This window comes from Amycolatopsis decaplanina DSM 44594 (genome assembly GCF_000342005.1).
Lineage (GTDB): Bacteria > Actinomycetota > Actinomycetes > Mycobacteriales > Pseudonocardiaceae > Amycolatopsis > Amycolatopsis decaplanina.
The window spans coordinates 284,993-303,200 of sequence record NZ_AOHO01000063.1 but is presented as its reverse complement, the minus strand read 5'-3'; the positions used below and the strand labels follow the sequence as shown (position 1 = coordinate 303,200).

The following is an 18,208-nucleotide window of genomic DNA, read 5'->3' as shown; positions in this document are numbered from 1 at the left end:
CCAGGTTAACCGACATTCCACAGCACAAGTGACCGACATTTTGCTGATCATGAAAGCCGCTGGCAGGGGCCACGTTTCAAGTACATGAAGGCCCCCTTCACTGCGCTAGACGCAATGAAGGGGGCCTTCATGTACAAACCCGATCGGAGCGGGTCAGGAGAGCTTCTTGCCCGCCGAACCCAGCGACTGAGCGGCCTCGACGATGCGCGCGGCCATGCCGGCCTCGGCGGCCTTCAGGTAGCTACGCGGGTCGTAGACCTTCTTGTTGCCGACCTCGCCGTCGATCTTCAAGACGCCGTCGTAGTTCTTGAAGAAGTGGTCCGCGATCGGCCGGGTGAAGGCATACTGCGTGTCGGTGTCGACGTTCATCTTCACGACGCCGTAGGACACCGCCTCGCGGATCTCCTCCGGCAGCGAGCCCGAACCACCGTGGAAGACCAGCTCGAACGGCTTCGAACCGGCCGGGAGGCCGAGCTTCTTCGAGGCCGCCTCCTGGCCGCCCTTGAGTACGTCCGGGCGCAGCTTCACATTGCCGGGCTTGTAGACGCCGTGCACGTTGCCGAAGGTCGCGGCCAGCAGATAGCGGCCGTTCTCGCCGGAGCCGAGCGCGTCGATCGTCTTCAGGAAGTCGCCCTCGGCGGTGTACAGCTTCTCGTTGATCTCGGCCTCGACGCCGTCTTCCTCGCCGCCGACGACGCCGATCTCGACCTCGAGGATGATGTTCGCGGCCGCCGCCTTGGCGAGCAGCTCCTGCGCGATCTCGAGGTTCTCGTCGAGATCGATCGCGGAGCCGTCCCACATGTGGCTCTGGAACAGCGGGTTCTGGCCGTTCTTGACCCGCTCCGCGGAGATCTCGATCAGCGGGCGGACGAAGCCGTCGAGCTTGTCCTTCGGGCAGTGGTCGGTGTGCAGCGCGACGTTCACGTCGTACTTGGCGGCGACGACCTGGGCGAACTCGGCGAGCGCGACCGAACCGGTCACCATGTCCTTGACCTTCTGGCCGGACGCGAACTCCGCGCCGCCGGTGGAGAACTGGATGATCCCGTCGCTCTCCGCCTCGGCGAACCCGCGGATGGCGGCGTTCAGGGTCTCCGACGAGGTCACGTTGATGGCCGGGTAGGCGAATTCGTTCGCCTTCGCCCGGTCGAGCATCTCCGCGTAGACCTCGGGGGTGGCGATGGGCATCGTTTACTCCTCCTCGAAGCAGGCTGGTGCACCTCTCGGCCGCATCGTACGAGGTCGGCCGGGAGGTGCCTACAGCCGTCGCGTCAGAGGAGGACCGCGGCGAGCGCCCGGTAGACCGGCAGGGGGTCTTGGTTCAGTACCTGGATGTTCACGTGGTCCGCCCCCGCCTCGATGTGCGCGGTGACGCCGCGGGCGACCGTCTCGGCGTCGCCGTGGACGGCCAGCGCGTCGACCAGCTTGTCACTGCCCTCACCCGCCAGGTCCTCGTCGGTGAAACCGAGTTTCCGCAGGGAGTTCGTGTAGTTGACGAGGCCGAGGTAGAACTTGACGGTCTTCCGGCCGATCTCGCGGGCCTTCTCCGGATCGGTCTCGAGGACGACCTTCTGCTCGGGCGCGAGCAGGGGCCCCTCGCCGAGGATCTCGCGCGCCTGACGCGTGTGCTCGGGCGTCATCAGGTACGGGTGGGCTCCCGCTGTGCGGTCTCCTGCGAGTTTGATCACCTTCGGGCCGAGAGCGGCCAGCGCGCGGCCTTCGACGGGCACCCCGGCCTCGTCGAGAGCATCGAGGTACTCCACGAGCGCGGTGTACGGCTTCTTGAACTCGGCGGTGTGCTCGCGGTGCCCGGCGCCGACGCCGAGCAGGAAGCGGCCCGGGTGCTTCGCTTCGATGCGCTTGTACGCCTCCGCGACGGTGGCCGCGTCGTCCTTCCAGATGTTGACGATGCCGGTGGCCACCTTGATCGACTTCGTCGCGTCGAGCAGTTCCTCCGCCTTCGCCAGGTCACCCGACGGCGAGCCGCCGATCCAGATGGCGCCGTAGCCGAGTTCTTCGACCTCACGCGCGAGCTCAGGGGTGAGCACGCCTTCGAGCTGCCAGATGCCGATCCTGCCGAGTTCGATTCCCATGATCCGAGCCAACACCCTTTCCCGCCGATGTCTTCCTTTAAGTTCTGAGTATGGCGAAAATCGGGAGCACCGACCTCGACGTCCGGGGGATCAACCTCGGCGGGAACGTCTTCGGCTGGACCGCGGACGAACAGCGGTCCTTCGCCGTCCTCGACGCCTACACGGCGGCGGGTGGCAACTTCATCGACACGGCCGATCTCTATTCGGCCGGCGGTTCCGAGACGATCATCGGGAACTGGCTGACCAAGCGCGGGCGCCGCGACGACGTCGTCATCGCCACCAAGACCGGCATGTGGGAGCAGCGGAAGGGCTTGTCCGCGGCGAACATCGCGGCGGCGGCCGAGGACTCGCTCCGCCGGCTCCGGACCGGTCACATCGACCTCTACTACGCGCACATCGACGATCCGGACACCCCGATCGAGGAGACACTGCGGGCCTTCGACACGCTCGTGCGCGCGGGCAAGGTCCGCCACATCGCGGCGTCGAACTACTCCGCCGGACGACTGAGCGAGGCACTGTCCATTTCGGACCGGGAGGGGCTGGCGAAGTACGTCGCGCTGCAGCCACACTACAACCTCGTCGAACGGGACTATGAGCAGGACCTGGCGCCGACAGTCGAACGTGAAGGCCTGACCGTTCTGCCGTATTTCTCGCTGGCCAAGGGTTTCCTCGCCGGGAAGTACCGTTCGAAGGACGACGTCGGCGACAGCCCGCGCGCCGCCCGCGCTTCGTCCTATTGGGACGAACGTGGCGAACGGGTGCTCTCGGCGCTCGACGAGATCGCGGCTTCCCGCGGCGTCCCGGTCGCCGCCGTCTCACTCGCGTGGCTGTTCGCCCAGCCGACCGTCACGGCGCCCATCGCGAGCGCCCGTTCGGTCGAGCAACTGAACGACCTCCTGCCCGCCGCCGACCTGGCTCTCACCCCCGGCGAGATCGACGCCCTCACCACCGCGTCGCGCTGACGCCCACATCGCAATTCGGCACCTACTTGCGACCTCCGCCCGCGCAAGGACACGCAAGTAGGTGCCGAATTGCGATGGTTCGCACTGCCGACTATCGCAAGCTGGTGCCGAATCGCGGACTTACTTGCGGGTAGCTTACTCCGGGTAGGTTGAGGTACCGTCCGAAGGCCTTAGGGCTCGGACGAGGAGGCAACGTGGCCAAGAACAGCGTGAACGGCAAGGTCGTCCTGATCACCGGCGCCGCGAGGGGCATCGGCGCGGGGCTCGCCGAACGCCTGGCCGCGCAGGGCGCGAAGGTCGCACTGGTCGGCATCGAAGCCAAGGAACAGCAGGCGGTCGCCGACAAGATCGGCCCCAGTGCCCACGCCTGGGAAGCCGACGTCACCAGCTGGGACGACCTCGAGCGGGCCACCGCCGGCGTCGTCGAGCACTTCGGCGGGATCGACATCGTCATCGCGAACGCCGGCATCGCGACCTCCGGTTTCGTCCGGTCGGTGGACCCGGCCGCCTTCGAGAAGGTCATCGAGGTCGACCTCCTGGGCGTCTGGCGCACCTTCCGCGTCACCCTTCCGCATGTCATCGACCGGAAGGGCTACCTGCTCGCGATCTCCTCGCTGGCCGCGATCACGCACGCGCCCGGCATGGCCAACTACGCCGCCGCGAAGGCGGGCGTCGAGGCTTTCTGCAACAGCTTCCGCGCCGAAGTCGCCCACCTCGGCGTGAAGGTCGGCGTCGCGCACCCCACCTGGATCCGCACCGACCTCGTCGAGAGCGCGGACAAGCACCCGGTCTTCGGCAAGCTCCGCACCGGCATGCCCGGCCTGCTCGGCAAGACCTACCCGCTGTCCGTCGCGCTCGACCACCTGCAGGCCGGGGTCAACAAACGCGCCCGCACCGTGCACGTGCCCCGCTGGGTCGGCGGCCTCAAGCTGATCCGCGCCTTCCTGCCGCCGATCATCGAGATCGGCGCGAAGAGCCGGATCAAGAAGGCCGACGCCGCCGCGCTCATGGACATCAAGGAGCGCGGCGCGTACGAATCTTCAGTGACCGGTCAGGCAGGCCGGGCCGCCACAGCGCCGAACCTGAAGGGCTGACGCATGTCCCGTCGCGACCAGATCCGCATGTCACCTGACGAGCTCACCGCGTACCTCGACGAGCAGAAGGTCATCAACGTCGCGACGATCGGCCCGAACGGCCGCCCGCATCTGGCGCCCCTCTGGTACTACCCGCACGAGTCCGGCGTCGCGACCTGGACCTACGGGTCGTCCCAGAAGGCGAAGAACCTCGAGCGCGATCCCCGCGCCACCGTGCTCATCGAGGACGGCGAGAGCTACGAGAAGCTGCGCGGGATCTCCCTCGAAGCCGACGTCGAGGTCATCACCGACACGGCTGTGGTCACCCAGATGGGTATCAAGCTCATGCAGCGCTACGCGGGCGCGAAGCCGGGCGACCCGGTGCCCGACGAGCTCTCCGGGTTCATCGGCAAGCAGGCCCCGAAGCGGATCGGGCTGATTTTCAAGCCGACCAAGATCGTGAGCTGGGATCACACGAAGCTGGGCGGTTCGTACTGACAGGTAGGTAGTACTAGCAAGTAACTGTTACTTCCGGTAACGTCATCTGCGCACGCAAGGCCTCGAAGTGGAGGACGCCAGATGACCGAGCGATTCAAGGTCGTGATCGTGGGCACCGGATTCTCCGGGCTCGGCCAGGCCATCCAGCTCGAAAAAGCCGGAATCCGGGACTACGTGATCCTGGAGAAGGCGGACGAAGTCGGCGGTACGTGGCGCGACAACTCGTACCCCGGCTGCGCCTGCGACGTGCAGTCCCACATGTACTCGTTCTCGTACGAGCAGAACCCGGACTGGTCGCGGTCGTTCTCGCCCGCCCCCGAGATCTTCCAGTACCTCAAGGACGTCACCGACAAGTACCGGCTGCGGCGCAAGATCCGCTTCGGCGTCGAGCTCACCGGTGCGACGTGGGACGACACCAAGCGACGCTGGCACGTGCAGACCAAGTCCGGCCAGGACATCGAGGCGCAGTTCGTCGTCTCCGGCGTCGGCGGCCTGCACATCCCGCAGGTGCCCAAGCTGCCCGGGATCGAGAAATTCAAGGGCCAGACCTGGCATTCCGCGCAGTGGAACCACGAGTACGACCTGCACGGCAAGAAGGTCGCCGTGGTCGGCACCGGCGCGAGCGCGATCCAGTTCGTCCCGCGGATCGCCCCCGAGGTCGACGAGCTGACGCTGTTCCAGCGCACGCCGCCGTGGATCATGCCGAAACCCGACCACGCGATGCCGGGCTGGGCCAAGACCGCGTTCCGCCGGATTCCCGGTGTGCAACGGCTTTACCGCAACGCGCTGTACTGGTTCCTCGAAGTGCGCGCCGTCGGCTTCAACGGTCACCCCGCGATCATGAAGGCGGGCGAGGTGATCGCCAAGCGCCACATCGGCAAGGCCGTCAAGGACCCGAAGCTGCGCAAGAAGGTCACCCCGGACTACACCATGGGCTGCAAGCGGGTGCTGATCTCCAACGACTACTACCCGGCGATCGCCCGGTCCAATGTGGACGTCAACACCGACGGCGTGCGCGAGGTCAAGGCGCACAGCGTCGTCGACGGGAACGGCGTCGAGCACAAGGTCGACGCGATCATCTACGGCACCGGCTTCAAGGTCACGGATGCCTTGGAATACCTGGACATCACCGGGATCGACGGCCGCGACCTCGCCAAGGAATGGGCCACCGAGGGAATGCGCACGCACAAGGGCATCAGCGTCTCCGGTTTCCCGAACCTGTTCTTCCTCCTCGGCCCGAACACCGCGCTGGGCCACAACTCCGTGGTCTTCATGATCGAGTCGCAGGCACGGTACGTCGTCGACGCCATCAAGCTCGCCGACTCGCGTGGCGCCGCCGCGCTCGACGTCCGCGCGAGCGTCCAGGAGAAGTTCCAGCGCGAGATCCAGGACAAGCTCGTCAAGGGTGTGTGGACCCAGGGCGGCTGCAAGAGCTGGTATCTCGACGCGAAGGGCGTCAACCGGACGATCTGGCCCGGCTTCACCTGGCGCTACTGGCTCGACACCCGCAAGGTCGACGCGAGCGACTACGAACTCAGCGGGAGGTCGTCGTGACCGCACAGCACGAGGACCACGAGCAGATCGTCCTGCACGCTCGCGACGTCAAGTTCGACTGGGCGTCGCTGCCGATGCACTGGATCCCCGGCGAACCGCAGGCGACGCACACGATCAACGTGCTGCACCTGGCGCTGCCGGAGGGTGAACGCTGGTTCGTCGAGGTGTTCAAGCAGGCCGTGCCGCTGATCCGCGACGAGCGGCTCAAGGAGGACGTCCTCGGCTTCATCGGCCAGGAGGCCATGCACGCCGAGGCGCACGACGGCGCCGCCGAACACCTCGAAGCGGCGGGCGTCAACGTGCGTCCGTACATCTCGCAGATGGAGTGGATGTTCCGCCGTCTGCTCGGCGACCGCGACCTGTCCGCCAAGCGGCGCGAGGAATGGCTGATCGAACGGCTCGCCGTCATCGCCGCGATCGAGCACTACACCGCGTTCCTCGGACAGTGGATCCTCGACGCCGAAGCGCTCGACAAGGCCGGCGCCGACCCGACGATGCTGGATCTCCTGCGCTGGCACGGCGCCGAAGAGGTCGAGCACCGCTCGGTCGCCTTCGATCTGTTCATGCACCTCGACGGCCGCTACGCCCGTCGCGTGCGCAGCATGCTCGTGGTGACACCGGTGCTCGCGTGGGTCTTCTTGCGGGGCACCAGGTTCCTCATGAAGAACGATCCGACACGGCCGGGCAAGACGAGGTTCCGGACCTATCTGCGCGTGGCGAAGCTCGGGCTTCTGCCTTCGGGCAAGCAGTTACGGCGCGAGATCCGGCCGTACTTCCGGAAGTCGTATCACCCCACCGAAACCGGCGACACGGATCAGGCCGTCGCGTACCTCGCGAGCTCACCGGCCGCGTTGGCCGCCGACGAACCCCGATGACGCGGCCGCTGCGACTCGACGGCAGCGGGCGGACCGACCGCGCGATGGCGTCGCTGACCGGTGTCGTCGCGCTGTACCGCAGGCTCAGCGGGGTGAGCGGCCGTCGCCGTCCGCCTGTGGTCGCCGTCGACCGTGACCTCCCGCTGGTCGTCGACGACCTCCGCGCCGAGGCGGACGGCGTCGCCGTTCTGCGGCTGGTGCACGAACGTGGCGAGCCGCTGCCGCGGTGGCGGCCCGGCGCGCACATCGACCTCTCGCCGCGACCGGGACTGGTCCGCCAGTACTCCCTGTGCGGCGACCCGGACGACCGCTCGGCCTACCGCGTCGGCGTCCGGTTGCTCGGCGAGGGATCGACGGCGGTGCACGCGTTGAAGAAGGGCGCTCGGGTGACCGCGCGCGGCCCACGCAACGCGTTCCCGTTCGTCACGAGCCCGGCGTACCTGTTCATCGCGGGCGGCATCGGGATCACGCCGATCCTGCCGATGGTGCGGCAGGCGGCCGCTTCCGGCGCGGACTGGCGACTGGTCTATACCGGTCGCGACGCTGCCTCGATGCCGTTTCTGGAGGAGTTGTCGGAATTCGGCGACCGGGTCTGGATCCGTCCGGACACCGAGTACGGGATTCCGGCTTCCGGCGCCGAACTTCTCGAAGGGGCACCGGAAGGCGCGCCGATCTACTGCTGCGGCCCGGTTCCGATGATCGTCGGCGTCCGCACGGACGCGGCGCTGCGCGCTTCCGGGCCGGTGTTCTTCGAGCGGTTCTCGACGCCGCCGATCGTCGGCGGCAAGCCGTTCCGCGTTGGATTGGCGCGCAGCGGCGTGACAGTGGACGTGCCCGCCGACCGGTCGGCGCTCGACGTCCTGCGCGAAACCGTGCCCGGCATCGCGTATTCGTGCCGTCAGGGGTTCTGCGGGACGTGCGAACTGCCGACGGTGACCGGGGACCGCGTCCGGGTCTGCGTCGAACGCGAGCCGGTCACCCTCGATCTCTGACGGCTCAGGCGTCCTTCGGCAGCCAGGCGCCGATCACCGGCTTGAACTCGCGCACGGTCCGCTCCGCGACGACACCTTCGAGGTGGTACGGATCCTGGTCGATGATCTCGAGCAGCGCCGCCTCGTCGGCCGCCTGGTACATCGAGATGCCGCCGGAGCCGTCGCCCAGTGGGCCGCCGAGCGCGACGACACCCTGTTCGGCGAGGTCGGAGAGGAACTTCCGGTGCCTGGGGCGCACGTCCTCCAGCTTTTCCTGCACGTACCGGATCTCCACCAGGAACCAGGCCATCGACGTCTCCAAGATCGCTGCGAACGGGTCGGTGGTAGACGCTAGCCGACGCCGGAAGGCGTTCTCAGGATCCGATCAGGCAGGAGCCCGGCCCCACCCGATACGCTGACCTGGCGCCACGCACAGGTTGTGCTTCAAAGGGGTAAATGAACAGGTAGGGGTACATGCTCGAGGGCAATGCGGAACGCAGTGTCGAGGCGACCCTCGGCCACTTGCGCACCATGGACGGACCGGTCACGCCACCGCCGCCTGCGGCACCGCTGACCCTTGAGGATCTCTATCGCCAGCACCGGATGCGGCTCGTCCGGCTGGCCATCCTGCTCGTGGACGAACCCGCGACCGCCGAGGACGTCGTCCAGGAGGCCTTCACCGGGCTGCACCGCAACTGGGGACGCCTGCGCGACGCCGCCGCGGCCGTCGGTTACCTGCGCACCGCCGTGGTCAACGGATCACGCAGTGTGCTGCGCCGCCGCAAGACCGCCCGCGAGTACGTCGCACCGCACGCCGTCAACGCGCGTTCGGCCGAAAGCCTCGCCATGCTGTCGAGTGAACATCAGGCCGTTGTGAGCGCTTTGTCCAAACTGCCCCCTCGCCAGCGTGAAGTTCTGGTACTCCGTTACTACGGTGGGCTGAGTGAGGCCGAGATCTCTGAGGCCGCCGGCATTTCGAAAGGTACCGTGAAGTCAACCGCCAGCCGGGCACTCGAGGCACTGCAGAAAGCGATGCAGTCACCGAACTGATGTCCGGCCTTCATCTCGACCGCTGGGTTGTGCCGCCATGCTTGGTCCAGACCAATATATGCTGGGGGGCGTGAGAGGCGCCGGAGATTTCGTGATCGTGGGCGGCCGGGTCGTCGCCCCGGACCGTGTACTCGACGACGGCTGGCTGGCTATCGCCGGCGGCAAGATCGTCCAAGTCGGTTCCGGGACACCCCCGGACATCGGCAGTGCCGACTACGTCAACGTCGACGGGTGCCTGGTCGTGCCCGGCTTCGTCGACACCCACTGCCACGGCGGTGGGGGCGGATCGTTCTCCAGCGCCAACCCCGAGGAACTGTTCCGCGCGGTCCGCGCGCACCGGCGGCACGGGACCACGACCATGCTCGGCAGTCTGGTCTCGGACCCCATCCCGGTGCTCAGGGACCAGATCGCGGCGCTGCGTGAGCTGGTCCAAGAGGGTGAACTTGCCGGAATTCACCTTGAAGGACCCTTCATCTCGAAGGCGCGGTGCGGGGCGCACGACCCGGCGACGCTGATCGAGCCGGACACGGCGACGGTCAACGCGCTGCTCGGCGCGGGCCGCGGCGACATCCGGATGGTCACCCTCGCCCCCGAACTGCACGGCGGGGTCAAGGCGGTCCGGCAACTGGCCGAATCCGGCGTCATCGCCGCCATCGGGCACACCGACGGCGTCGAGGACCAGATCATCCCCGCGATCGACGCGGGCGCCTCCGTCGCGACGCACCTCTTCAACGCCATGCGGCCCCTTCACCACCGCGAACCGGGCCCGATCGGCGCCCTTCTCGACGACGAGCGCATCACCGTCGAGCTGATCTGCGACCTCGTCCACGTGCACCCGACCGTGCTGCGGCTGGCCGCGCACCACGCGGGCAAGGGCCGGACGGTGCTCATCACCGACGCCATGTCGGCCACCGACGCCGCCGACGGCAGCTACATCCTCGGCCGCCTCGAGGTCGACGTCCGTGACGGCGTCGCCACCCTGGCCGGGAACGGCTCGCTGGCGGGCAGCACGCTGACCATGGACGCGGCCTTCCGCAACCTCGTGCGCGGCGCGGGCATCGACCTGCTCGACGCCGTCCGTGCGACTTCCGGACGCCCCGCCGAACTGCTCGGTATCGCCGACCGGACCGGATCGCTCCGCGCCGGACTCGCCGCCGATGTCGTCGTGCTCGACCGCGACCTGCGACCGGTCAAGGTGCTGCGCCAGGGCGAATGGGTCAAGGACGACGCTGCGGCTACATTGAGCGCCACGGCCCCGCTGAGCGGCGCGGTCGAAGGCGGCGTGTCGATCAGCGACGGATAGCGGCGAAAGGAGTCCCGAATGAGCGAGCCGAAGGACCCGGAGAAACTCCTAGCCGACGCCCTGCGCGCTCAGGCCGTCTTCGCCCCTTCGGCGGAGCGGATCTCCGAGACGACCGCCAACAAACCGGCCGAAACGGACACACAAGGCAATTCGGATACGCAGCGTGACTCGGAAGCTCCCGCGCCATCTGCGGGAGAACACGAACTGCCGCTGCAGTACGGGTTGCTCTCCGGTGCCGGCGCCGACTCGCTCGAACGGGAGCGCGTCGCGCTGGAGGACGCGGAAACAGCCAGGCTGGCGGAGCGTCCGACACCGCCTCCAGCACCTTCGCCGGGCAGCCCTCCCTTGCCCGCGTACTGGGTGTTGCTGCTGGCTGTGCTGCTGGGGCTCGCCGCCGGTTCGGTGATCGGGCTGCTCACGCTGATCTGAGCCGCCCTCTCCCGCCGGGTCAGGGCACTCAGCGTCACCCTGTACCGTTTTGGTGTGATCCTGGCGCAGAACACCGTGACGACGATGGGCCTCCTGCCCGAGTGGCTGGACCCGAAGATCCTGCTGAGCGGGCTGACCGTCCCGGTCATCACCATCCTCTGCCTGATCATCTTCATCGAGAGCAGTGTCTTCCCGGTGCTGCCCGGCGACTCCCTGCTGTTCACCGCGGGCCTGCTCATCGCCAACGGCTCGATCAAGGCCCCGCTCTGGCTGGTGTGCGTGCTGGTCACGCTCGCCGCGCTGATCGGCAACATGCTCGGTTACGGCCTCGGCTGGAAGATCGGGCCCTGGCTGTTCCGCAAGCCGGATTCGAAGTTCTTCAACAAGAAGTACGTCGACCAGACCCACGCGTTCCTGGAGAAGCACGGGCCGAAGGCGGTCGTGCTGGCGCGGTTCGTGCCGTTCGTGCGGACGTTCATCACCTGGATCGCCGGCATCGGCAAGATGGACCCGAAGAAGTACTTCACCTACACCGTCATCGGCGGCATCCTGTGGGCCGCCGGGATCACCGCGCTCGGCCATCTGCTCGGCGGCGTCACCTTCATCGAGAAGAACATCGACGCGATCTTCATCCTGATCGTGCTGGTGTCGGTGGTGCCGATCGTGATCGAGTACCTGAAGTCGCGCCGCGAGAAGAAGCACGGGGCCACCGCGACCGGCATCGTCACCGACACCGCCGAGGACATCACGCAGCAGATCCCGCGCATCCGCGACTGACCCACCTTCGCGATTCGGCACCTGGTTGCGTTCCTTGCGCGCGCAAGGATCGCAACCAGGTGCCGAATTGCGTCAGAGGGAGAACATCGAGCCCGGGTTGAAGAGGTTCCCCGGGTCCAGAGCCTGCTTGATCTGCCGGTGCACGCGAATGCCGACTTCGCCGATCTCCTTGGCGAGCCACTCCCGTTTGATCCGGCCGATGCCGTGCTCGCCGGTGACCGTCCCGCCCAGCGACAGGCTGACGTCGAGGATCGCGTCGAAGGCCGTCCTCGCGCGGGCGAACTCCTCCTCGGAATCGGGCGCGTAGACGATCGTGGGGTGCATGTTGCCGTCACCGGCGTGGCCGACGACGGCGATACGCAACCCCACCTCTTCGCTGATCCGCTCGCAACCGGCGATCAGCTCGGCGATACGCGTCCGCGGCACACAGACGTCGTCGGTCAGCCAGACGCCGTACATCTCCAGCGCGGTGAGCACGACCCGCCGCGCCTGCAGCAGCATCTTGCCCTCTTCGAGATCTTCGGTGGCATAGGCCAGATCCGCACCGCAATCGACGCAGATCTGTTCGAGCACCGCGAGTTCCCGGCGCGCGACCTCGCCGCCGGAGTCGGATTGCGCGAGCAGCAAGGCTTTGCAGTCCGAACTCGTGCCGAGGTCGGTCTTGAGGTAGGCCTCGGCGGCCTTGATCGACGTCGCGTCCATGATCTCCATCAGCGACGGCACCAGTCCTTCACGCACGACTCGCGCGACGGCCTCGCCCGCGGCCTCCGTGCTGTTGAAGGCGGCCACAAGCGTGGAAGGCAGCTGTGGCAACGGTTTCAGCGCGACGGTCGCCTGCGTGATCACGCCGAGCGTGCCCTCACTGCCGACGAAGAGCCGCGCGAGGTCGTAACCCGCGACACCCTTCACCGTGCGGCGCCCGGTCTTCAGCACCGAGCCGTCGGCGAGCACGACTTCCAGTCCCAGCACGGAATCCGTGGTGACGCCGTACTTCACGCAGCACAGCCCGCCGGCGTTGGTGGACAGGTTCCCGCCGATGGTGCACCAGTCGTAGCTGGACGGGTCCGGCGGATAGAACAGGCCGTGCTTCTCCACCGCGTTCCGGAAATCGAGGTTCACCACGCCGGGTTGCACGACGGCGAGCCGGTTGCCCTCGTCGATCTCGACGATCCGGTCGAGTTTGGTCAGCACCAGCACGACACAGCCGTCGATCGCGTTCGCGGCGCCGGACAGACCGCTGCCGGCGCCGCGGGGCACGATCGGCACCTCGAACTCCGCGCAGGCCTTGACCACGGCCTGCACACCTTCCACGTCGGACGGCAGCACCACCGCGAGGGGTTTGCCGCTGGCGGCCAGCGGCATCATGTCGCGCGAGTAGGCGTCCGTGACGCCGGCGTCGGTGAGCACCGCGGCGTCGCCGAGATGCTCGCGGAGCCGGGTGACCAGGGCATGGTTGCTCATACCCTCATCGTAAGCTCGATTAGATCCGCACTGCGGAACTTTTTTTCCGATCGAGCAGAATGAAGGCCTGAACACCTGTATAGGCGAGCACGGCCACACCCGCCCATGCGGTGACGTGCACCCCTTGGGTGAAGGCCTCGCGAGCCGATTCCAGGAGCGCCTGTCCCGCGGCCGGGTCGAGGTGCTGCGCTGTCGCGACGGCGCCGCCGAGCGTGTCGCGGGCGGACTCGGCCGTCCCCTCCGGCAGACCCGAACGGTAGACCGCGGTCGCGACACTGCCGAGGATGGCCGTGCCGAGCGCGCCGCCCAGCTCGAACCCGGTCTCGGAGATCGCCGAAGCTGCCCCGGCGCGTTCGGCCGGAGCGGCCGAGATGACCAGGTCGTTCGTCAACGTTTCCGACAGGGACACACCTCCCCCGAGCAACGTGAACGACACCACGACATACGCGAGCCCGCCGCCGGACGATACCTGGGTCAGCGCCAGGAAGCCGATCGCCGCGACCAGGAGACCACCGCTGACCAGCAAGGAAACCCGGATCCGCTTCGCGAGCCAGGCCGCGAGGAGCGCGCCGGCGACACCGGCGACCGTCGCCGGGAGCATCCACAGCGCGGCGACGACCGGGGTCAGCCCGAGCACCAGCTGCAGGTACTGCGGCACCAGGAACAGCAGGCCGACCATGGCGAACACGCCGAGCATGTTCGTCACGACCGAACCACTGAAGGCCCGGTTCGAGAACAGCTTCAGGTCCAGCATCGGCTCGTCGAGACGGTTCTGCCTGCGGACGAACACGACGCCGAGCGCGAGACCGATCAGGACGCTGACCGCGGCCTTCACCGTGAAGCCGTGTTCGGCGACCAGCTTGATGCCGTAGACCACCGGCAGCATCGCGGCCAGTGACAGGAGCGCCGAGAGCGGGTCGAAGCGGCCCGGCTTCGGGTCACGCGCCTCCGGCAGCACGAACGGTCCGGCGATCAACAGCACCAGCATCACCGGGACGTTGATGAGGAACACCGAACCCCACCAGAAGTGCTCCAGCAGCCAGCCGCCCAGCACCGGTCCGACCGCCATCCCACCGGAGAAGCCGGCGCTCCACACCGCGATCGCGACCCGGCGCCGCTTGGGGTCGGTGAAGATGCTGCGGATCAGCGACAGCGTCGACGGCATCAGCGTCGCGCCGCCGATCCCGAGCAGCGCCCTGGCGATGATCAGCATGAACGCGCTGGTCGAGAAGGCCGCGAGCACCGACGCGGCACCGAACGCCGCGGCACCCATGAGCAGCAGCTTGCGACGGCCGATGCGGTCACCGAGCGTGCCCATCAGGACCAGCAGGCCCGCCAGCATGAACGAGTAGATGTCGACGATCCACAGCTGCTCCGCACCGGTGGGCGCCAGATCCTCGGACAGGAACGGCAGCGCGAACCCCAGCACCGTCATGTCCACGCTGATCAGCAGCACCGGAAGCACCAGTACCGCCAACGCCCACCACTGCTTGCGCCCCGCCATGGCGCACTCTCCTTAAGCTAAACCGTCTGGACGGTACAGTTACCGCCCTGACCGAAGGTAAACCGTCCAGACGGTATAGTCAACTGACATGGCGAAGACCTCGGCGAAGGAACACATCCTCGACTCGTACGAGGAGATACTCATCGAACAGGGCCCCGGCGGGGTCACCCTGGAAGCCGTCGCCGCCCGCGCCGGAGTGTCGAAGGGCGGCCTGCTCTACCACTTCGGCTCCAAGGACGCCCTGGTCGACGGCCTGATGGAGCGGCTCGTCCGGCTCTCGGACGAGGACATGGCGCAGGCGCGGCGAGCACCCGAAGGGGTCGTGCCGTACTACCTGCGCACCGCGATCACCGATGTCACGATGCGCAAGCCGCTGCACCGCACGACCATGGCGACGATCCGCATCCTGCTGAACGAGCCGCGCGTCGCCGAAGTCGTGCGGGTCTGCAATCAGAAGGTCCACGACATGATCAGCGAGCACGTCGACGATCCACTGACCGCGGAGCTGGTCATCCTGGTGGGCGACGGGCTCTACCTGCGGGCCGCGCTCGGTGGCGAGGACCCGAGCTACCTGCTGGACCGGATGGACGAGATCACGGCCCGGATCCAGCACGATCCCTCACGCAATTAGTCACCTACTTGCGCGAGATAAGCGCAGCTCAGCGCCCTAAGACGGGCGAACCGGACAAACATGCACGAATAAATGTGCTTGCATGCGGCAACTAAAGTGTCATCCGACACACAACGTCACTTTCTTCTTGCGAAGCTCCCCCCAGAGGCACATCCTTGCTCTAGGCAACTAGTTGCAGTGACCAAGCAACCGGCGAGAGAGACCACCATGACACCCACGACACCCGGCACCAGGTCGAAGTCCGACCTCGATCTGGCCGACACCCTCGGGCATGAGCTCGTGCGGCTCGTGCGCCTGGTCAACCGGGCGAAGTCCCAGGTGTCCAAGCAGGGGCCGGACGGTATCGAGCGGGCCGCGTACGCGATCCTCTTCTGCCTCATCCACGTCGGTCCCCAGCGGACCAGCAAGCTCGCCGAGTTCCTGCACTCAGAGATCTCGACCATCAGCAGGCAGTCGAGTTCTCTCGTCCAGCACGGGCTGGTCGAGCGCCTGGCCGACCCCGAAGACGGCCGCGCCTGCCTGCTCGCACCGACCGCCGAAGGACTTCGGGTGTTCGAGGAGAACCGCAAGCAGCGGAACCAGTGGCTCGCCGAGGTACTCGGCGATTGGTCCGACTCCGACCGGGAAACCCTCAACTCGCTGTTCCGACGGCTGAACAACGACATCGAAAAAACATCTCCACAGTTCGCCGATCCCGCGTCGTCGTCGAAGGCCAAGGGGGCCTGAAGCCATGAGTTCCACCGTAGAAAGTCCACCCGCCGTCCACGAAGACGGTCCCCGGCTCAGTCACCGACAGATCGTCACGATCCTGATCGGCCTGATGTCGGGCATGTTCCTGGCGGCGCTCGACCAGACGATCGTGGGTACCTCGATCGTCCGCATCGCGAATGACCTCAACGGGTTCGACCTGCAGGCCTGGATCACCACGGCCTACCTGATCACGTCGACGATCGTCACCCCGATCTACGGCAAGCTGTCCGACATCTACGGGCGCAAGCCGTTCTACATCACCGCGATCTCGATCTTCCTGGTCGGTTCGGTCGCCTCGGCATTCGCGACGTCGATGTACGAGCTCGCCGCGTTCCGCGCGATCCAGGGCCTCGGCGCCGGCGGCTTGATGTCGCTGGCGATGACGATCATGGGCGACATCGTGCCGCCGCGGGAACGTGCTCGCTACCAGGGCTACTTCCTGGCCGTGTTCGGTATTTCCACCGTGCTCGGCCCGGTGCTCGGCGGGTTCTTCGCCGACTTCGACAAGCTCGGCAGCGTCTTCGGCTACGACATCGCCGGCTGGCGCTGGGTCTTCCTGATCAACGTGCCGATCGCGATCGTCGCGCTGTTCGTCGTCGCCCGCGTGCTCAACGTGCCGCACCAGCGACACGACCACAAGATCGACTGGTGGGGCGGGCTCGCGCTCGTCGTCGCCGTGGTGCCGTTCCTGATCGTCGCCGAGCAGGGCAACAAGTGGGGCTGGGACTCGCAGAACGCGATCGTCTGCTACATCATCGGCGCCATCGGCGTGGTCGCCTTCATCTTCATCGAGAAGCTGATGAAGGACGCGGCGCTGATCCCGCTGCGGCTGTTCAAGAACTCGACCTTCACGGTCGCGATCGTCGGCGGTGTCATCGTCGGTGTGGCGATGTTCGGCGCGATCATGATGATCCCGCAGTACATGCAGGTCGTTCAGGAGTTCTCGCCGACCGAGTCGGGTCTGCTGATGATCCCGCTGATGGCGGGCATCATGAGTGGTTCGATCATCTCGGGCCAGATCACCAGCAAGACCGGTCGCTACAAGGTGTTCCCGGTGGTCGGCACGCTGCTGATCGCGGCGGGCGCGTTCTTCTTCGCGCAGGTCGAGTACAACAGCGCGCTGTGGCACCCGCTGGTCGCGGCCGCGATCATCGGTCTCGGCCTCGGTGCCTGCATGCAGACGCTGATCATCGCGGTGCAGAACGCGGGCCCGCGCAGCGACATGGGTGTCTCGACCGCTTCGGCGACGTTCTTCCGGCAGATCGGTGGTACCGCGGGTGTCGCGGTGTTCCTGACGATCCTGTTCAACGTCCTGCCGGGCAACATCACCAAGGCGTTCGGCGGCAACGCGCCCACCGGCCCCGGTGCCGCGGCGCTGGGTGATCTGCAGTCGAACACGAGCGGTATCGCCGCACTGCCCGAGGCCATCAAGACCCCGGTCCTGATCGGCTTCACCGAGTCGATCACCACGGTGTTCTACGTGGCGGGCGCGGTCGCGCTGCTGGCGACGCTGGTCCTGATGTTCATGAAGGAGATCCCGCTGCTCGGCGGCTCGGCTCCTTCGGCGGCTTCGGCTCTCGAAGGCGGAGAGGCGCTCCTCGATGAAGAGGACGCCGCGCCTGCCGAAACGGCCTCCGAGAAGACGGTCGTGACCGCGCCCGTCGAGCCCGGCAAGCACGCGCTGGCCAACGGGAACGGCGTGTACCGGGCCGGATCCACGCAGATCGGCGGGCACGTCCGCCGGGACGACGCCACGAACGTCGCGGGTGCGGCGCTGACCCTGATCGACCACAACGGCAATCAGGTGGCCAGGACGCACACGAACGAGAACGGCGTCTACTCGTTCGCCGGCATCGTGGGCGGGCGGTACACGATCGTCGCCAGCGGTCGCTGGTTCCGGCCGGTCGCGGCGACGCTGACCGCCACCGGCGCCGGGACGCTGCGCCACGACGTCGAACTGGTCAGCACGATCCTGCTGAGCGGGGTCGCCCGCACCGATGGGGACCGGGTGGTGCCGGACGCGCGGATCACCGTGCTCGACTCCTCGGGCGGCGTCGCCGCCGTGGCGAGGACCGACGCGGAGGGCAACTACACGGTCAGTGACCTGCCCGCCGGGACCTACACGGTGATCGCCAGCGGTTACCCGCCCGCGACCAGCCGGGTGGAACTGCTGGGCGGCGACCAGGCCGAACACGACGTCCGGCTGAGCTACGACCAGGCGCTCGACGAGCTCGTCGAGCACTCCTGAAGCTGAGATGAAGGGGCCTTTCATCGCAAATT

Annotated in this window: 18 protein-coding genes; 13 read left to right on the top strand and 5 right to left on the bottom strand. The window is 67.2% G+C overall.

The window, feature by feature from the left end:
• Nucleotides 1-153: 153 nt before the first annotated feature.
• Both fbaA and H074_RS23150 read right to left on the bottom strand, forming a co-directional pair.
• Nucleotides 154-1,185 (bottom strand): class II fructose-bisphosphate aldolase, encoded by a 1,032-nt coding sequence (fbaA, locus tag H074_RS23155; protein WP_007032493.1) that lies wholly within the window; start codon nucleotides 1,183-1,185, stop codon nucleotides 154-156.
• Nucleotides 1,186-1,268: 83 nt separating this feature from the next.
• Complete coding sequence (locus H074_RS23150) at nucleotides 1,269-2,090, bottom strand: LLM class F420-dependent oxidoreductase (RefSeq protein ID WP_039923169.1); 822 nt, start codon at nucleotides 2,088-2,090, stop codon at nucleotides 1,269-1,271.
• Between the two features lie 50 nt (nucleotides 2,091-2,140).
• Here H074_RS23150 and H074_RS23145 point away from each other — a divergent pair, with 50 nt between their 5' ends.
• From H074_RS23145 to H074_RS23120, 6 genes are all read left to right on the top strand, one after another.
• Complete coding sequence (locus tag H074_RS23145; protein WP_007032491.1) at nucleotides 2,141-3,052, top strand: aldo/keto reductase; 912 nt, start codon at nucleotides 2,141-2,143, stop codon at nucleotides 3,050-3,052.
• Between the two features lie 194 nt (nucleotides 3,053-3,246).
• Nucleotides 3,247-4,146, top strand: coding sequence for an SDR family oxidoreductase (locus H074_RS23140; protein WP_007032490.1), 900 nt, complete (start codon nucleotides 3,247-3,249; stop codon nucleotides 4,144-4,146).
• 3 nt (nucleotides 4,147-4,149) lie between these two features.
• A complete protein-coding gene (locus tag H074_RS23135; protein WP_007032489.1) occupies nucleotides 4,150-4,623 on the top strand; it encodes a pyridoxamine 5'-phosphate oxidase family protein in 474 nt (157 codons plus the stop codon).
• An 81-nt stretch (nucleotides 4,624-4,704) separates the two neighbouring features.
• Entirely contained in the window at nucleotides 4,705-6,177 is a 1,473-nt protein-coding gene (locus tag H074_RS23130; RefSeq protein ID WP_007032488.1) for a flavin-containing monooxygenase, read from the top strand.
• On the top strand, nucleotides 6,174-7,052 hold the full coding sequence (locus tag H074_RS23125; RefSeq protein WP_007032487.1) for a metal-dependent hydrolase: 879 nt from the start codon (nucleotides 6,174-6,176) through the stop codon (nucleotides 7,050-7,052). The genes H074_RS23130 and H074_RS23125 overlap by 4 nt, the downstream gene beginning before the upstream one ends.
• Nucleotides 7,049-8,044 (top strand): PDR/VanB family oxidoreductase, encoded by a 996-nt coding sequence (locus H074_RS23120; RefSeq protein WP_007032486.1) that lies wholly within the window; start codon nucleotides 7,049-7,051, stop codon nucleotides 8,042-8,044. The genes H074_RS23125 and H074_RS23120 overlap by 4 nt, the downstream gene beginning before the upstream one ends.
• 4 nt (nucleotides 8,045-8,048) lie before the next feature.
• Here H074_RS23120 and H074_RS23115 read toward each other — a convergent pair whose 3' ends face one another.
• Nucleotides 8,049-8,333, bottom strand: coding sequence for a YciI family protein (locus H074_RS23115; RefSeq protein ID WP_007032485.1), 285 nt, complete (start codon nucleotides 8,331-8,333; stop codon nucleotides 8,049-8,051).
• A gap of 164 nt (nucleotides 8,334-8,497) precedes the next feature.
• Between H074_RS23115 and H074_RS23110 the strand changes: the two genes are divergently transcribed.
• From H074_RS23110 to H074_RS23095, 4 genes are all read left to right on the top strand, one after another.
• Complete coding sequence (locus tag H074_RS23110) at nucleotides 8,498-9,073, top strand: SigE family RNA polymerase sigma factor (RefSeq protein ID WP_007032484.1); 576 nt, start codon at nucleotides 8,498-8,500, stop codon at nucleotides 9,071-9,073.
• Between the two features lie 91 nt (nucleotides 9,074-9,164).
• Nucleotides 9,165-10,376 carry an N-acetylglucosamine-6-phosphate deacetylase gene (gene nagA, locus H074_RS23105; RefSeq protein WP_007032483.1) on the top strand — a complete coding sequence of 404 codons (1,212 nt, stop codon included), beginning with the start codon at nucleotides 9,165-9,167 and terminating at the stop codon, nucleotides 10,374-10,376.
• An 18-nt stretch (nucleotides 10,377-10,394) separates the two neighbouring features.
• Complete coding sequence (locus H074_RS23100; protein WP_007032482.1) at nucleotides 10,395-10,805, top strand: hypothetical protein; 411 nt, start codon at nucleotides 10,395-10,397, stop codon at nucleotides 10,803-10,805.
• A gap of 54 nt (nucleotides 10,806-10,859) precedes the next feature.
• Complete coding sequence (locus H074_RS23095) at nucleotides 10,860-11,582, top strand: DedA family protein (protein ID WP_007032481.1); 723 nt, start codon at nucleotides 10,860-10,862, stop codon at nucleotides 11,580-11,582.
• A 72-nt stretch (nucleotides 11,583-11,654) separates the two neighbouring features.
• Here H074_RS23095 and H074_RS23090 read toward each other — a convergent pair whose 3' ends face one another.
• Nucleotides 11,655-13,043, bottom strand: coding sequence for an FAD-binding oxidoreductase (locus H074_RS23090; RefSeq protein WP_007032480.1), 1,389 nt, complete (start codon nucleotides 13,041-13,043; stop codon nucleotides 11,655-11,657).
• A 19-nt stretch (nucleotides 13,044-13,062) separates the two neighbouring features.
• The gene (locus H074_RS23085) at nucleotides 13,063-14,547 is read right to left on the bottom strand and encodes an MFS transporter (protein ID WP_007032479.1); all 1,485 of its coding nucleotides are present in this window, start codon (nucleotides 14,545-14,547) and stop codon (nucleotides 13,063-13,065) included.
• An 88-nt stretch (nucleotides 14,548-14,635) separates the two neighbouring features.
• Here H074_RS23085 and H074_RS23080 point away from each other — a divergent pair, with 88 nt between their 5' ends.
• From H074_RS23080 to H074_RS23070, 3 genes are all read left to right on the top strand, one after another.
• The gene (locus H074_RS23080; RefSeq protein ID WP_007032478.1) at nucleotides 14,636-15,178 is read left to right on the top strand and encodes a TetR/AcrR family transcriptional regulator; all 543 of its coding nucleotides are present in this window, start codon (nucleotides 14,636-14,638) and stop codon (nucleotides 15,176-15,178) included.
• A 207-nt stretch (nucleotides 15,179-15,385) separates the two neighbouring features.
• Nucleotides 15,386-15,904 (top strand): MarR family winged helix-turn-helix transcriptional regulator, encoded by a 519-nt coding sequence (locus tag H074_RS23075; RefSeq protein WP_039923168.1) that lies wholly within the window; start codon nucleotides 15,386-15,388, stop codon nucleotides 15,902-15,904.
• A 4-nt stretch (nucleotides 15,905-15,908) separates the two neighbouring features.
• Nucleotides 15,909-18,176 carry an MFS transporter gene (locus H074_RS23070; RefSeq protein WP_007032476.1) on the top strand — a complete coding sequence of 756 codons (2,268 nt, stop codon included), beginning with the start codon at nucleotides 15,909-15,911 and terminating at the stop codon, nucleotides 18,174-18,176.
• The last annotated feature ends 32 nt before the right edge of the window (nucleotides 18,177-18,208 follow it).

Coding starts and splice junctions, on each gene's coding strand:
- fbaA (WP_007032493.1), bottom strand. CDS start 1,185: ATGCCCATCGCCACCCCCGAGGTCTACGCGGAGATGCTCGACCGGGCG.
- H074_RS23150 (WP_039923169.1), bottom strand. CDS start 2,090: ATGGGAATCGAACTCGGCAGGATCGGCATCTGGCAGCTCGAAGGCGTG.
- H074_RS23145 (WP_007032491.1), top strand. CDS start 2,141: ATGGCGAAAATCGGGAGCACCGACCTCGACGTCCGGGGGATCAACCTC.
- H074_RS23135 (WP_007032489.1), top strand. CDS start 4,150: ATGTCCCGTCGCGACCAGATCCGCATGTCACCTGACGAGCTCACCGCG.
- H074_RS23130 (WP_007032488.1), top strand. CDS start 4,705: ATGACCGAGCGATTCAAGGTCGTGATCGTGGGCACCGGATTCTCCGGG.
- H074_RS23120 (WP_007032486.1), top strand. CDS start 7,049: ATGACGCGGCCGCTGCGACTCGACGGCAGCGGGCGGACCGACCGCGCG.
- H074_RS23115 (WP_007032485.1), bottom strand. CDS start 8,333: ATGGCCTGGTTCCTGGTGGAGATCCGGTACGTGCAGGAAAAGCTGGAG.
- H074_RS23110 (WP_007032484.1), top strand. CDS start 8,498: ATGCTCGAGGGCAATGCGGAACGCAGTGTCGAGGCGACCCTCGGCCAC.
- H074_RS23100 (WP_007032482.1), top strand. CDS start 10,395: ATGAGCGAGCCGAAGGACCCGGAGAAACTCCTAGCCGACGCCCTGCGC.
- H074_RS23090 (WP_007032480.1), bottom strand. CDS start 13,043: ATGAGCAACCATGCCCTGGTCACCCGGCTCCGCGAGCATCTCGGCGAC.
- H074_RS23085 (WP_007032479.1), bottom strand. CDS start 14,547: ATGGCGGGGCGCAAGCAGTGGTGGGCGTTGGCGGTACTGGTGCTTCCG.
- H074_RS23080 (WP_007032478.1), top strand. CDS start 14,636: ATGGCGAAGACCTCGGCGAAGGAACACATCCTCGACTCGTACGAGGAG.
- H074_RS23075 (WP_039923168.1), top strand. CDS start 15,386: ATGACACCCACGACACCCGGCACCAGGTCGAAGTCCGACCTCGATCTG.
- H074_RS23070 (WP_007032476.1), top strand. CDS start 15,909: ATGAGTTCCACCGTAGAAAGTCCACCCGCCGTCCACGAAGACGGTCCC.